General features: G+C 38.5%; 12 protein-coding genes and 1 pseudogene. 9 read left to right on the top strand and 4 right to left on the bottom strand.

Going from position 1 to position 15,326, the window contains the following annotated elements:
- The first annotated feature begins 13 nt into the window (after positions 1–13).
- Both WA249_RS06895 and WA249_RS06890 read left to right on the top strand, forming a co-directional pair.
- Positions 14–832, top strand: a complete 819-nt coding sequence (locus WA249_RS06895; RefSeq protein WP_336167337.1) for a PhzF family phenazine biosynthesis protein — start codon at positions 14–16, stop codon at positions 830–832.
- 122 nt (positions 833–954) lie between these two features.
- Positions 955–3,717 (top strand): M16 family metallopeptidase, encoded by a 2,763-nt coding sequence (locus WA249_RS06890; protein ID WP_336167335.1) that lies wholly within the window; start codon positions 955–957, stop codon positions 3,715–3,717.
- A gap of 61 nt (positions 3,718–3,778) precedes the next feature.
- Here the strand turns inward: WA249_RS06890 and WA249_RS06885 are convergent, their stop codons facing one another.
- The gene (locus tag WA249_RS06885; RefSeq protein ID WP_336167333.1) at positions 3,779–4,162 is read right to left on the bottom strand and encodes a DUF3144 domain-containing protein; all 384 of its coding nucleotides are present in this window, start codon (positions 4,160–4,162) and stop codon (positions 3,779–3,781) included.
- A gap of 103 nt (positions 4,163–4,265) precedes the next feature.
- On the opposite strand from WA249_RS06885, the gene WA249_RS06880 reads away from it, so the two are divergent.
- Positions 4,266–4,898: a hypothetical protein gene (locus WA249_RS06880; RefSeq protein WP_336167331.1), complete on the top strand. Its 633-nt coding sequence runs from the start codon at positions 4,266–4,268 to the stop codon at positions 4,896–4,898.
- Between the two features lie 34 nt (positions 4,899–4,932).
- Here the strand turns inward: WA249_RS06880 and WA249_RS06875 are convergent, their stop codons facing one another.
- On the bottom strand, positions 4,933–6,396 hold the full coding sequence (locus WA249_RS06875; protein ID WP_336167329.1) for a CYTH and CHAD domain-containing protein: 1,464 nt from the start codon (positions 6,394–6,396) through the stop codon (positions 4,933–4,935).
- A gap of 165 nt (positions 6,397–6,561) precedes the next feature.
- Between WA249_RS06875 and WA249_RS06870 the strand changes: the two genes are divergently transcribed.
- From WA249_RS06870 to rapA, 6 genes are all read left to right on the top strand, one after another.
- The gene (locus WA249_RS06870) at positions 6,562–6,945 is read left to right on the top strand and encodes a DUF962 domain-containing protein (protein ID WP_127492674.1); all 384 of its coding nucleotides are present in this window, start codon (positions 6,562–6,564) and stop codon (positions 6,943–6,945) included.
- A gap of 116 nt (positions 6,946–7,061) precedes the next feature.
- The gene (gene thiE / locus WA249_RS06865; RefSeq protein WP_336167326.1) at positions 7,062–7,673 is read left to right on the top strand and encodes a thiamine phosphate synthase; all 612 of its coding nucleotides are present in this window, start codon (positions 7,062–7,064) and stop codon (positions 7,671–7,673) included.
- Positions 7,674–7,715: 42 nt separating this feature from the next.
- Positions 7,716–9,014, top strand: a complete 1,299-nt coding sequence (gene hemL / locus WA249_RS06860; protein ID WP_336167324.1) for a glutamate-1-semialdehyde 2,1-aminomutase — start codon at positions 7,716–7,718, stop codon at positions 9,012–9,014.
- Positions 9,015–9,075: 61 nt separating this feature from the next.
- Positions 9,076–9,780 carry an acyl carrier protein gene (locus tag WA249_RS06855; protein WP_336167322.1) on the top strand — a complete coding sequence of 235 codons (705 nt, stop codon included), beginning with the start codon at positions 9,076–9,078 and terminating at the stop codon, positions 9,778–9,780.
- Positions 9,781–9,912: 132 nt separating this feature from the next.
- Entirely contained in the window at positions 9,913–10,551 is a 639-nt protein-coding gene (locus WA249_RS06850; protein WP_336167320.1) for an RluA family pseudouridine synthase, read from the top strand.
- A gap of 144 nt (positions 10,552–10,695) precedes the next feature.
- Positions 10,696–13,533 carry an RNA polymerase-associated protein RapA gene (gene rapA, locus WA249_RS06845; protein ID WP_336167318.1) on the top strand — a complete coding sequence of 946 codons (2,838 nt, stop codon included), beginning with the start codon at positions 10,696–10,698 and terminating at the stop codon, positions 13,531–13,533.
- 52 nt (positions 13,534–13,585) lie between these two features.
- Here the strand turns inward: rapA and WA249_RS06840 are convergent, their stop codons facing one another.
- Positions 13,586–14,602 carry an AI-2E family transporter gene (locus WA249_RS06840; protein ID WP_336167316.1) on the bottom strand — a complete coding sequence of 339 codons (1,017 nt, stop codon included), beginning with the start codon at positions 14,600–14,602 and terminating at the stop codon, positions 13,586–13,588.
- A gap of 168 nt (positions 14,603–14,770) precedes the next feature.
- Positions 14,771–15,268: pseudogene (locus WA249_RS06835) on the bottom strand (TetR family transcriptional regulator); the annotation flags it as partial.
- Between the last annotated feature and the right edge of the window lie 58 nt (positions 15,269–15,326).

The following is a 15,326-nucleotide window of genomic DNA, read 5'->3' as shown; positions in this document are numbered from 1 at the left end:
AGAGTTGAATATCATGAAAATGTATCAAGTCGATGCTTTTACAAAAGAGTTATTTCGTGGAAATCCTGCCGCTGTGGTTGTTGAAAAAGAATGGCTAGATGCAGATTTAATGCAGAAGATAGCATTTGAAAATAACTTGTCTGAAACTGCTTTTGTAAAAATTATAGACTCTGAAAACTATGAAATTCGTTGGTTTACTCCAACAGTTGAAGTCGATTTTTGTGGGCATGCCACCCTTGCCAGTGCTTTTGTAATATTTAAAGATTTTACCGAAAAAAAGACCATTAATTTTCATGTACGAAACTTAGGTCTTTTTATAGTTCATCAAGATGAAGATGGCAAAATTAGAATGGATTTTCCAATTCGTAAAGCTCATCAAGTTGAAGATTATCCAGCTGTTTTACGTGAAGCTTTAAGCAAACCTTTTAAAGCTGTTTATCAAAATATTCAGGGCTATATTGTTGAATATGAGTCAGTTCAAGATGTATTAGATGAACAGCCAGACATGAATTTGCTCAAAACTTTAGGTAAGTTACGTACTGCTGTTACAGCAAATGATATGGATGTTGCAATAACATCAAAAACAGACCAGCAATACGATTGCGTCTCTCGCTATTTTGCACCTGTCGCGGGCATTGATGAAGACCCTGTTACAGGTTCAATTCATACCGCAATAGCACCGTTATGGGCAGAAAAGCTTAGGAAAAATAATATTTTGGCTTATCAAGCTTCTGGCCGTGGAGGCATTTTATATTGCAATATTTTGTCGACGGAACGTATTGAAATTTCAGGATATGGGAAACTTTATATGCAAGCTGAAATTTTTCTTTAAAATATAAGGCCGTTTAAATAAACGGCTTTTTTTTCAAAACTTTACTATTAATGTCAGCTTAAATTTCCTACTATAGTCCCACAACTATTGATTTTTTATTATTCAAATTAATTGGTATTTCTATGTTTATGCAGTTTAAACAACTGACTCTCTCCCTATGTATTCTTAGTTTAAGTGCTGCGTCTTGGGCACAAACCACACTAGTAAAAAGCAAGCAAAATATTGAGGAATATAAATTAGATAATGGTTTTCGGGTTGTACTTGCACCGAATGACAAAGAAAATAAAATCTTTATTAACACCATTTATTTAACAGGTTCATTAAATGACCCGCAAGGCAAAAGCGGTTTAGCTCATTTGCTTGAACATTTGGCTTTTAAGGGGACCAAGAATGTTAAAGGGGAAGAATTCCAGCGTCGTTTAGATCAATATACATTGATGACGAACGCCAGCACAGATTATTACTCGACCAAATATACCAATATCGTTCGTCCGGAAAAGACTGCGCTCAATGAAGTGTTATATCTTGAATCGGAACGTATGGATAAATTAGTTCTACAAGAAAAATTTGTTCCTTCTGAAATTGAAATCGTAAAACGCGAACGTGAAGTCCGTATGGATCAGCCGTTTGCTGTCCTGATGGATCAAATGTGGAAATCGGCTTATGGCAATCAATATTTAGGTCGTTTACCGATTGGTGATTTGCCTGAGCTTAAATCGATTAAAATGGCTGAGCTAGACCGTTTTTATCGTAGTTGGTATGCACCGAATAATGCAGTCATGGTGATTTCGGGTAAGTTCGATAAAACTGATGTATTAAAAACAGTTGATCAATACTTTAGCCCAATTGCGGCGCGTGAGGTTCCTAAAGCTGTACAGATTCCTGTGCTCGACTCTGCAAAAATAAAAGATCGTCAGTTTGTGGTGAAAAAGGGGAGTGATCTCGCTAAATTCCATATTTACATGAATGGTAAAAATACCAAAATTCAGCCGACACTCGCGTTAGCTCCTTTGTTATATACCATGCAACCAAGTGGTCACCTATACCAGAACATGGTTGAAACAGGCATTACCACAAATGTTGATGCGAGTACTTGGTTAGACCAAGATTTTAATGTGGTGTTTCTGGGTGCCATTTATGCACCAAGTAATGACCCTAAAAAAGTTGAAAACTCTTTGCTAGCGGGTATTGAAAAGGGTAAGCCTTTCACTGAAGTTGAATTAAATCGTGTTAAGAGTTTAATGAAAACCCAAGGCGATTTAATCACTAAAGATGCGGTAGCACTTGGTTCACGTTTGAGTGATTACACGGTCGCTGGTGGGCAATGGGATCAATATTTTAAAGACTTAGATTCAGTAGAAAACGTTAAGTTAGACCAAGTGAATCAAACTTTAAAACAATTCCTTGTGGCTGAGCATCGTATTGACGGTGATATTTTGCCAACACCTGAAGATCAGAAAAAAGCGCAACAGCAAAATTCAAAACAGGCACCTAGAACGCTAGATCAGGTAGAAGCAAAGGCAGAGCCTTTAAAAGATCCGCAAGTATATCAACAAGAAGTAACAGGGTTTTTAAAAACCTCTAAGCAATATGCTGAAAGCAATGAGAAAAAGATTATCCGTGGAAAACTGAAAAATGGAATGAAGTACGCTTTATTCCCAGTTGAAACAAGCGATGATCGTACTTATGCCACCATTACGATGGACTTCGGGACGGAAAAATCTTTATTTAATAAAGGTACGGTCGTCGATTTAACCTCATATTTATTACTACGTGGTTCCGAGAAGTACAGTTTGCAAGATATTGCTGATAAATCGATTGATGCGGGTGGCGCGGCTTATGCAAGTGCTGACGGCAATGGTATGACCATTAACATTCAGTCTAAATCAGAAAAATTTGATGAGTTTTTCGAGTTTGTTCTTGATGTGATGAAAAATCCGAAATTTGAACAATCTCAATTTGATTTAATTAAATCGCAGAGTTTATCAAGTCTTGATCGCCCTTATACTGAACCAGATGTAGTAGCTGGCTTAACACTTGCACGTTTGCTTGAAGAATATCAACCGGGAGATTTGCGTTATCACTTTGAACCTGAACTGGCAAAACAGCAGTTGAAAAATGCTACTCAAGAGCAAGTGAAAGAATTGTACGAGCATTTCTTTGCAATGAACCATGCTGAAATTGCCATTACGGGCAAGTTTGATGCGAAAAAAATGCAGAAATTACTTAATCAAGAGTTTGGTAGCTGGAACAGTAAACAACCTTATCAAAAAATCTTGATTAATCATGTTGATTTTCCAGCTCAAAAAGTTCATGTTTTATCTGAACAGCGAGAATTTGGTAGCTACCAAAGTGTGCTCGCTCTACCAGTCGGAAAAAATCATCCTGATGCATCTGCTTTAATTTTACTTAACTATATTTTAGGTGATTCTCAAATTTCTTCACGTTTGGCTCAAGAGCTTCGTGAGAAAAATGCATTAGTGTATGGTTTTGGAAGTGGGTTACAGCTTGATCGTGATACTAACGTTGGGGCCTTAAGCATTAGTGCAAATTATACTTCGGGTCGTTCAGCGCAAGTTTCTGCATCAATACATAAAGTGTTGAATGACTTGTTGAAAAATGGCGTGACTGAGCAAGAGCTTGAAGCTGCTAAAGCAGATATCATGAAGAAACGTGTTACTTCATTAGAAGATGAACGTAATATTCATGGGATGTTAAATCTTCAGCTTGAGTCGGATAAAACATTACTTGACCGTATTAAGCATGACCAAGATTTAACAAAGCTGACTGTTGCAGACGTAAATAAAGTTATTAAAAAGTATATTAAACCTGAACATTTAGTCGAAGTTATGGCTGATCAATATGGTCAGGCAGCAAAAAAATAAAGTCTTCTTTTAAATAAAAAGCCACTAAATTGTGGCTTTTTATTTGGGCATTTAAAACATCTTAATGATCATGTTTATGCGCGTGAAAATCTTCATTTTTACGGAAACGTAAATAATTTTCGAACTGTTCACAGTACTCATCAAAGTTATCTTCAAGCATCATTTGAAATTGTTGCACAAGATAAGACATGACTTGATCTTTAGCAGCGCGCATTTCTTCGCCATCTTTAAAATTATTTGCTGCTACCCATGTATTAAAACGGGCACTCGCAAACAACATTGCTGCGCTCACTTGACCACGCAGCTCGGCTGGATCAGGCTTTTCACCTTTTGGCGGGCGACAAAAATCATTGGCTTGTTTAATGAATTCATCCGCACGCTCAAAGAAAACAGCATTTAAAGCTTCTTCTTCAGTAACATCTGTTGCATTGATCTTTTGAGACATGACTTATTCCCGCAAAAATAGAGCTGCTTATTATAGGCAAACCCTTGCGGAAACAAAACCTTTGACTTAGTCTGTAAATAGCCTAAGTAAAGGGGAATCTAATATGCAAGATGCAATTGCTATTCAAACTTTAAAAACAGATATTGCTTTATTACGCCAGCATGTTTTCCCACCTCAATATTTAGAGCATGTCGAAGGGCTGCCGATCTATTATGGCTTGCAAGAAGAAGTCGAAAATTATTACCAACAATGGCAGGGCCTAATTGAAAGGGCACAAGAACTTTTTCAGCCATTTATGGAAGATGAATTACCAGATGCCATTCATTTACCAAGTCATTTAAATTTACCGCTATTCTTTTTTCATGTAGATCGAATTCGGATTAATAAAACACGCGCAAAAGAATCGAAAACTTTCCGTGGTGTTGCAAGTCTTATTGAAAAATGCGGGCAATTCGAAACTGATCAGATTTTTACGATGCAAGAATGGTTGCAGAGCGATGATACCGCGGCTCTAGTTGCTCATCGTGAGTTCATCGATTTACGTACGTATGTATTCCAACATGGTCAAAGCGAATATACCCGTTCGCGTTTTTATACTAATGGTATTGTGCTAGGTGTTGAGCCACATTTTAAATTGGTCGATGCCCGTGATAAGCCAAGAAAGCAACGTAGTGATAGCTATAACGACCCGTTAGCAGATAACGGCGTGTGGAAAGTATTTGGTAAATACAGATAAAAGTCGCTGCACGTTTACAGCGACTTTTTATAAATTACCAGAACGTTTCAGCCTGACTAAAAGTTTGTAAAGCTTTGGCAGACCGTTTTTGTAAGTGAGGTTGTTTGGCTTTTACCCAGCCTAATGCAAACCAGAAAGATGAGTCATTTTCGACGGCTTTATTGAAAATACCTTCCGCAATAAATAAGTCGTTATATTGACCTAAGGTATTTTGTACAGGTTGTAGCTGTTTTAAATATTGCTGTACTTTTTTGTCAGGATAAAGGCTTGAAATAAACTCAACACAATAACGTAACTGCTTAGCTATTTTTCGTATTTTGTGCTGTTCAGTAACTTCAAGCTCAGTGAAATGTTCAGCATTGCTAATCACTTTATGATGTAGCTTATCTAAACTCTTTTTAATGTGTTTTTTTAAGCTACCTTTTTTGGACTTTGAATTTTCTTCTGAATAAGCGAATGCTAATAAATCGAGTAATAGCTTAATCGTGTCCGCAGAGGTAAAGGTTATTGAGAGTTCTTTTGAGGGTTGGACTGAAACGGGTAGTAAAAGCTCAGGTGAACCGTGTTGTTGAATGACAGGTAACACCTCGGTACGGATAGCATCTTCATCACGAGTGTCTCCAAGCTTACGGAAAAGCTCGGCAATTTGTTCTTCCCAAACAGGATTTAGCTCGCTTGACCAGCCAGAGAAATGTTTTAGTGCACTGCGTAAACGACGTAAACTTACGCGTGCCTGATGAATATGCTCAGGTTCGGCAACTTCATCAGCAATTGCAGCCATATTTGGTAAGAATTGTCCTAAACAGTTTTCGACAATCTTTTTGAGTGCTTGTTCAGCAGTAATATCTTTATTTAATGTCAGAGCTTTGGCATGAACAGCAGGTGAGACCGCTTGTCCTAGTGCTAATAAATTACCATGCTCGGCTTTACTTCTTACATCGAGCCAGAGCGCATAACGATTAATCCATTGCTGTGCAAATTGAATAAGCGTTTTCACCGCACCTTGTTTAAGCTCAAATTCGACTTCGCAAATTATGCTTTGAGCAGTTGCAGTTTTTACTACACCGTCATCAAGGCAAACTTCAATCGCTGTATTGTCTGCTTCAAAGACATGATAAGTACGCTGTACATCAGTCTCAAATTGCAAACTTAATTTTTTAGCTTCTTTACCTAGGGCTGTATTAAGTAAATTAGTCACTACTTTATTATCTTGATATAACTCAAGGTTTAAGTCAGGTTCTTGGTCACACACACCTAAATGAATTTCTTCTTCAACGCGGTGTAGATGGCTTTGACCAGCGGCTTTAAAGGTTTGTACCCATTGATCATTTTCTTTACGCAAACGTAGCGCCATGCCATTTTTTGCGAGTAATCGATCAGGGGTATCGTAATACTTTGCTTGTAAGTGAATATATTTCGCTTTATGTTTTTTTAAGTATTGCTGAACAGTTTTTTTCTTCGATTCAGGTAACTGAAACTTTAGTTCGACTTCGACCATAATATATCTCCCTGAATCAGGTATTTAAACTATCTTGAATAAGTATAATAGCTTAGTCCTAAAAGTAATGGTTTTGATAGAGAAAGTTACAATCAAACATATGACGCCAAGCTTTTATTTGGGTGTACAATCAGGTGACGTTTTGATCAAATAAAAATCAGGAAGATGATCGTGAATGCACCAGTAAACTTTAGCCATGAAGCTCAGCCAGAGTTTGAATTGCCGATTAAAAACTATCAGGAATTTTATCGTTTTTATTTAACTGAACACCGTAACATCATGAGCAGACGCTTACATGTGGTGGGTAGCAGTATTGGTATATACTTTTTTTCAAAAGCAATTCGTAAGAAACAAGCCAAATATGTGCTCTATGGTTTGGTAGCGGGTTACGCAAATGCATGGGTTGGACATTTTGTGTTTGAAAAAAATAAGCCTGCCAGTTTTAAGCAACCTTTCTATAGCTTTATTTCTGATTGGCGAATGTTGTCTGATGTTGCACGTGGTCGATTAAGTTTGATTGATCGTAAACACGATAAGATTCCGAGTTAATTTTTTATTTCTATTCTTAATAGACCGATTGGTACTAGTAAGCCTATATCAATCGGTACTTATGATGTCTTATAAATCCGTTATACTAGCGAAGTTTTTTAAAGCGAGAATAGAGTATGCGCGGTTTATACCTCATTACCAATGATGACCCAATCCAATTATTATTAGAAAAATTAGACGCCGCGCTCGCAACTCGTCAGGTCGCAATTTTACAGTACCGTCGTAAGAAAGTAGAAAAAGCCGACCAGCCTGCTGAAGTTGAACAGATCAAACTATTGTGTGAAAAATATCAAGTTCCTTTTGTGATTAATGATGACCTAAAACTGGCTGCTCAGTTTGGTTTAGGTGTGCATTTAGGGCAAAGTGACGGTGAAATTACCGATGCAAAATCGCAATTACCAGAAGATGTCATTATCGGTCGTACTTGCCTGAACTCATTAGAGCTTGCACAAAAAGCAATTGCAGATGGCGCGACTTATATCGCATTTGGTGCGGTCTATGCGACTTCTACAAAACCTGAAGCAGGTAATGTGGGAATCGAAGTGATTAAACAGGCAGCAGGCCAATATGATTTACCCATTTGTGCCATTGGCGGTTTAACGGTTGAAAACTCAAAACCTGTGATTGAGGCTGGGGCTGACCTGTGTGCAGTCATTAGTGATATATTAGGCCGATCAACTGCTGAAATTCCTGCCCGTGTACAGGCGTGGGCACAATTATTTTCTTAAGCTTTCAAAATTATTTTTTAGATATTTAAGACGAGCATTTCCATGAGTTTATCTCCAAAGCAAGAACAGTTATTTAAACAAGCCAGCAAACACATTCCAGGTGGTGTGAACTCTCCGGTACGTGCCTTTAATGGCGTTGGAGGAACACCTGTTTTCATCGAGAAAGCAAAAGGTGCTTATTTATGGGATGTAGATGGTAAGCGTTATGTTGACTATGTTGGTTCTTGGGGACCAATGATTTTGGGTCATGCTCACCCAGAAATTATTAAAGCAGTACAAACGGCCGCAGAAGATGGTTTAAGTTTTGGTGCGCCAACCGTACACGAAACAACATTGGCAGATATTATCTGTGAAATTATGCCATCAATTGAAATGGTACGTATGACGAACTCTGGTACAGAAGCGACCATGACAGCTATTCGTTTAGCGCGTGGTTACACTGGCCGTGACAAAATTGTGAAGTTTGAAGGTTGCTACCATGGCCACTCAGACTCACTTTTAGTAAAAGCAGGTTCGGGCTTACTCACTTTAGGTGAGGGTGAGCCGACTTCAAAAGGTGTTCCTGTTGATTTCGCTAAACATACATTAACGCTGCCTTACAACGATATTGCTGCATTAAAAGAATGTTTTGTGAAATTCGGTCATGAAATTGCGGGCGTCATTATTGAACCTGTCGCGGGTAACATGAATATGGTGAAACCAATTGACGGTTTCTTACAAGCCATTCGTGATGTATGTGATGAATATAAATCTGTATTTATTATTGATGAAGTGATGACGGGTTTCCGTGTTGCTTTAGGTGGCGCTCAATCGGTTTATAACGTTAAGCCCGACTTAACGACTTTAGGTAAAATTATTGGCGCAGGCTTACCCGTTGGTGCATTTGGTGGTAAACGTGAAATCATGGAATGTATCGCGCCTTTAGGCGGCGTATACCAAGCAGGTACATTGTCTGGAAACCCACTTGCTATGCGTGCGGGTATCGAGATGTTCAAACATTTACGTCAACCAGACTTTTACAGCAATTTATCTGCTCAACTTGAAAAGTTACTTGCAGGCTTACAAGCTGCAGCTAACGAAGCAGGTATTCCATTTAAAACTCAGCAAGCTGGTGCAATGTTCGGTCTTTATTTTACAGACCAAGAAGACATTACAAGTTTTGACTCTATGTTGGCATGTGATATTGAAGCTTTCAAAAAGTTCTTCCACGGTATGTTAAAGCGTGGGGTAAACTTGGCACCTTCAGCATTTGAAGCAGGCTTTATTTCATCTGCTCATTCTGATGAAGATATCGCGTTTACGATTCAAGCTGCCAAAGAAACCTTTGCTGAAATGAAGTAAGCAAAAAGCCCGTGTTAAACGGGCTTTTTAATTTGGACCATTTTTATATTTGTAGAGAACAATGTTTTATCCTTTACCTCGAAAAATCCAATTAGCAGCAAATACTTCAAATTGGCCGATTGAGTCTACGCAAAGTATTTTGCTCATGGTTGGGCTAAATGAACTTGAAAATGCACCGGACTGGGCGCACCAGCCATTAGCCGATCATTTAGAATCACTAAGTAAAAGAGCACAGGCACTCGAAATTCCAGTTATTTTTATTGATGCATCTCAGCTTCAACAAACCATGTTGCAGTTGGGGCAGCGACTGTCATCAAATGCTAAAGCCCAAGTTGTGATGGCAGGTGATTTGTCACCTCTGTTTAAACAAGTCATGCAGCTTGTTTTATCTATTACCGATTATGTAGCTATTGTAAATGATGCGATCTTGGCGGCTAATTTAGAGCAGCACATCCAATGGGTTGAAAAGATCAGTTTTGACCATATAAAACACTTAAATACACAGACCTTAATGCGCTTATGGTCTTTAAGTGTGCCGTCTGAATATATGTTGTCAGATAAAGGAATTTTATTGGCAATTGCTGAACAGGTAGGGCGACATCCTATGGAGATTCACCCTGAAATTGATTTAAGAAACTATGGATTAGATCAGTCTGCCGTAAATTATCTGGTTGACCTATGGCGTGCGAACGGTGCGAGCTTGAGCGCTGAAGAGCTGATGCAAACACCGACATTGCAGCATATTATGCAGTTATTGAAGGCTTGACCGACTATAGAGCCGAAGTGCTCCATAATATTTGCAAATTATGCTGTTAATTTACCCGAACGGCATTGTAATTCGGACGTAAGCTTTTTATTATTGCCCGCTTGTTTTTCATCTTACCTTGGGAATAGAACTTTGAGTGATTTTCTAAGTGAACATCTGATCTATCGTGATGATGATTTTATGGTGATTCATAAACCTTCGGACATCTTGAGTGTTCCTGGTAAAGGTGATTTACATGATAGCGTTTTGACAAGGTTGGTTGCGATTGAACCTAAAACTTTGCTCATTCACCGTCTAGATCGAGATACTTCAGGTATTTTGGTATTTGGTTTATCCAAGCGTGGTCAAAGTACGATTGCTCGTCAATTTCAAGATCGTCAAACTTCAAAAATATATGAAGCACTTGTCGCAAGTCATTTAGAGGGTGAGGGGACTGTAGATATTCCTGTTATCTATGATCCAAGCCGACCACCTTTACATATTGTAGACGCTTCTCACAACAAACCTGCTTTAACACATTGGCAGGCAGTAGAACACTTTCAGATTCAGGGGCAACCTGTAACTCGTGTGAAATTAACACCAATTACGGGTCGATCCCATCAACTCCGTGTACACATGCAATATCTTGGGCATCCAATTGTAGGTGACACGCTGTATGCAACACCGGAGCAGCAACTTGTTCCGCGTTTGTGTTTGCATGCCAAACAGTTAAGTTTTAATCATCCTGTCACAGCAGAAACATTAACTTTTGACTGTCCTGTACCGTTTTAATGTAAAAATTTTAATGCGTGATTTTTTGTAGCAAAGTCATTTAATTGATTTTTGCTTCAAAATTTTGCTTTAAAGACTACATAAAAAGATGCAAAAATAAGCTAATTTGCATCGTACAATATGTAGTGCGAACTTGAGAGAAAGGTGGAAAAATTGCAGCAGTATGCTATTGGTCAACGTTGGCTATCAGACACAGAAACTGAGCTCGGTTTAGGTGTGCTTATTGATGTAGATGAAAGATCTGTCAGCATTTTATTCCCCAAAAGTGATGAAACACGTGTATATGCACGTAATAACGCTCCGCTATCTCGTATCATCTTTAACACAAATGATGAAGTTCAAGATCAGGAAGGCAAGAAGTGGATTGTTGAGTCTGTTGAAGACCGACATGGCGTTTTGCGTTACAACGTTGTTCGTACCTCAGAAAATGGTGAACAAGATCGTAAAGCGCTGAATGAAACACGTATCGGTGCGCAAATTCAGTTGTCGAAACCTTTAGATCGTTTGCTTGCAAGTCAGGTTGACTATAAAGAGTGGTATGACCTGCGTATTGAAGCGATGCTTATGCAAGCACAAATGCAGAATAGCCCTTTACGTGGCATGGTTGGAGCACGTGTTGGTTTAATTCCACATCAGCTTTATATCGCACATGAAGTTGGTAAACGTTTTGCACCTCGTGTTTTACTTGCCGATGAAGTGGGCTTGGGTAAAACAATTGAAGCTGGCTTAATTATCCATCAACAGCTTAAAACTGGTCGCTCAGAACGAATTCTTATTTTAGTCCCTGATTCTCTACAGTATCAGTGGATGATTGAAATGCGCCGTCGTTTTAACTTGCAATTCTCTCTGTTTGATTTAACACGTACTGCATCTATTAAAGAACATGATCCAGAACTCAACCCGTTCTTGACTGAGCAATGCATTATTGCCAGCGTTGATTTGATGGTTGACCATGATGACTTACGTGAGCAAGCAATAGAAGCTGGCTTCGATTTGCTCGTGGTCGATGAAGCACATCATTTGATGTGGAGCGAAGAAGAAGGCGGTAATGACCGTTACGATTTAATTGAAGAGCTCGCTGAAAATACAGCTGGGGTATTGTTGCTTACTGCAACACCTGAACAGCTTGGTGTAGAAAGTCATTTCGCACGTTTACGTTTACTTGATCCGCAGCGTTTTAGTAGTTTAGAGCGCTTCTTAGATGAAGAAACTCAGTACCAGCAGACTGCAAAAATTGCTGAAGTACTCATGTCTGATCAGCCTTTAGCTCCTGAGCATTTATCTGCTTTAGAGGGCTTGTTAGGACATAGTATTGAAGACCAGCCTGACCAACGCTTTAGAGCAATTCATGAATTATTAGACCGTCATGGTACGGGGCGTATTTTATTCCGTAATACGCGTGAAGCAATTCAAGGCTTCCCAGGGCGTGATTGTCAGCCAGCACCATTACCAGCACCAGAAGATTGGTCAAAAGATGGAAAACTGCGTGAGCAGATGTGGCCTGAAGAAGCATATCTTGATGGTTCATGGATGCAAAATGATCCACGTGTGCTATGGGTAATGGAAATTCTGCGCAGAGATCTTAAGCATAAAAAAGTGCTTTTAATTGCGCGTAGTGGACCCGTTGTTGAAGCTTTAGAAAATGTATTGCGTTTGCATGCAGGCATTCGTACTGCAATGTTCCATGAAGGCATGAGCTTACTTGAACGTGACCAAGCGGCTGCCTATTTTGCTGAAGAAAGCTATGGTGCACAAATTCTACTGTGTTCGGAAATTGGTTCTGAAGGTCGTAATTTCCAATTCGCCAGTGATCTAATTTTATTTGATCTACCAGCTAACCCAGATGTTTTAGAGCAACGTATCGGACGTCTAGACCGTATCGGTCAAGAAAACCGTATTCAGATTCATGTGCCATATCTTGTGGGAACAGCTCAAGAGCGTATGTTCCGTTGGTACAATGAAGCACTTAATATTTTCAGCAATATTTCACCAACAGCGCAAACGCTGCAAGAAAACTTTATTGTTGAGTTGAAAGATTGCTTACTTGCAGACCAAGGTCAAACATTTGAAGATTTGCTTGAAGAAGTAAATGTTCAACGTCAAGCTTTAGAAGCTGAACTTCAAGCGGGCCGAGATCGTTTACTTGAATATAACTCATGTCGTCCTATCGTGGCGCAAGAGATTGTTCAGGCTTTAGAAGATTATGATGACAATACAACGTTACCAATGTTTGTGAAGCGTTTCATGTCATCAACTAATATCGACTTTGATGAGCAAAGTAACGGTACTGTGATTATTCGTCCAACAGACCAAATGCAAGTGCAAGGTTTGGCGCTAGACGAAGAAGGCATGACAGCTACTTTCTATCGTGATCAGGCTCAGCTTCGTGAAGATGCTCAATATTTAACTTTAGAGCATCCATTCATTGAAAGTGTAATGGAAATGATCCGTACGCAATCATTTGGTAGCACCAATGTTGCTGTACTCAAATCTAATGCATTAAAGCAGGGTTCAGTATTAATTGAAGTGTGGTTTAAAGTTGATGTAGTTGCGCCTAAGGCATTGAATCTACCATCGAGCTTACCTAAGCAGTTAATTCGTGTGCTATTAAGCGAAACTGGTCAAGATTTGTCTGAAAAAATTGATCCAGCAATTTTGAAACCATATTTACATCACTTAGATGGCAATAGCTGTCGTCAGGTGGTTAAAGCTCGCCGTGATATTATTGAAGAACGTTATAAACAAGCGTTGGATATCGCGAAAGTTGATTTGCCACAGCTTCAGCAGCAAGCAAAAGAACATTACGGTAGTAAATGGCAATATGAAATTGACCGTTTAACCTATCTAAAACAGTTCAACCCAAGTATTCGCCAAGATGAAATTGACCGTTTACAAAAGCTGCAAAAAGAAGGTTTGAGCTTGCTTGATGGTTTAACAGTTACACCAGAAGCGATTCAAGTTTTAGTTGTGGTTAAGCCATAATTAACTCGAAATAAAAAAAGCGCCTAGAGGGCGCTTTTTTTATAGATCGATTTTAAATTAGACCAGCATCTTTTAGTTCTAGTTTTAAATATGCATAGAAAATTGGAGCTGCGATTAAACCGCCTAAGCCAAAAATTGACTCAAATACCAGCATTGCTAATAAAATCTCCCATGCATTTGCATTGATTTTATGCCCAATAATTTTAGCATTAATAAAATATTCGAGTTTATGAACCAGAACGAGATAAAGTAATGCTGCACCTGCGAGCCCGAGAGAAACAGTAAGAGCAGCAATAAACGTTAATGTATTGGAAATAAGATTACCTAAAATTGGAATCAGTCCAAACATGAAGGTCAATATAGTGAGAGTTTTGGCAAAAGGAAGATGGACTCCCCAAAGCGGTAATAAAATAAAGGCAAATAAAATAAAGAGCAGCGTATTAATTGCTGAAATTTTTATTTGTGCAAAAACAACATTTTTAAATGAAATTGATAACTTCTGGATACGTTGAATAAGAAGAGATTTGAAAACAGGCTGCGGAGTACGGCGGTGAAAGCCATGTATAGCGACCAAAATACCAATAATGAGGCCCATAATCATCGTTACAAAGTTATGTAAGATATCTGAACTGGCATTTTTTAATGTAGTCACGTTATCTTTCATAAATGCGAAAATTTCATCTTTTAATTCTGTCACGCTATCGGGAATATAACCCGGAAGATATTTGCCAATTTCAGCTTGTAAGTGTAGTAGGGTTTGATCGACTTTACTGTTGATATTGTGGACGCCTACACCTTTTAAATCGTGAACTACAAAACTAATTAAACTTGTAAAGAAAAAGGCAATGAGTGAAATCGTAATGATACTTAATGCAATACTAATAAAAATGCGGGCTCTTTGGCCATCAATATAACGTTCAACAACTGAACTTAAGCTAATAATAATTTCATAAATAAGAAAGCCTGCAAAAAAACTTGCTAATAAATGTAATGGGATAACCGAAAGCAAAAAGATGCCCATAATAATGTAGCTTGCAATCAGACTTTGACGATTATTCAAATTTTGCATGTTGATCCCTGAGATCGTTGGGAATTATAGAAGAAAGAGTAAATGGAATAATTATTTATACTCTCGCCAGCTATTTGCTTCAATCGGTGAATTATATTTTTATTGAGAAATAGAGGAGGTTAGATGTAAAAATGGCCTGTTAATCAACAAGCCATCTATTAAATAATTTTAACGAATTTCTGCTTTATCCAAATGCCGAGCACCCTCTAAAATCATTCGAATCATAATCATCGTTTGCTCAGCAACTTCCGCACGTTGATGAATTGGAAGATCAATCACTTTGGCGCCCATGTGAAACACAAGTTGTGTAATTGCTTTTGCAACCAGTTCAGGGTGATATAGGTGATTGTTGTTTAAGTGCTCTAGACGAATTAAATCTTCTTGCAACTCTTGCTGGAAAAAGTTTAATTGACGATCAACCGCAGCTTTATAAGAGGTAGAACCTGTAAAGCCTTCACGTAGTAATAAACTTAAATTACCTTCATCGGCATCGAGCTGCTGAAGAAAAATATCGACAGAACTGCGAATAATACTTTCTTGTAAGGAAGCACGTAGGCGAGCCTGACGGATAATTTTACGTAAAACAATACCTGCACGATCAATTAAAGAAATTGCTAACTCATCAATATCTTTAAAATGTCGATAGAAACTATTTGGCGCAATAGAGGTGGTCCCACATGTTTGAACAACTAAAAGCTTATTTATAAGTGATACTCTGCTCTAG

Source organism: Acinetobacter sp. 161(2023) (assembly GCF_037027805.1).
Lineage (GTDB): Bacteria > Pseudomonadota > Gammaproteobacteria > Pseudomonadales > Moraxellaceae > Acinetobacter.
This window is presented reverse-complemented; position numbering and strand designations above follow the sequence as displayed.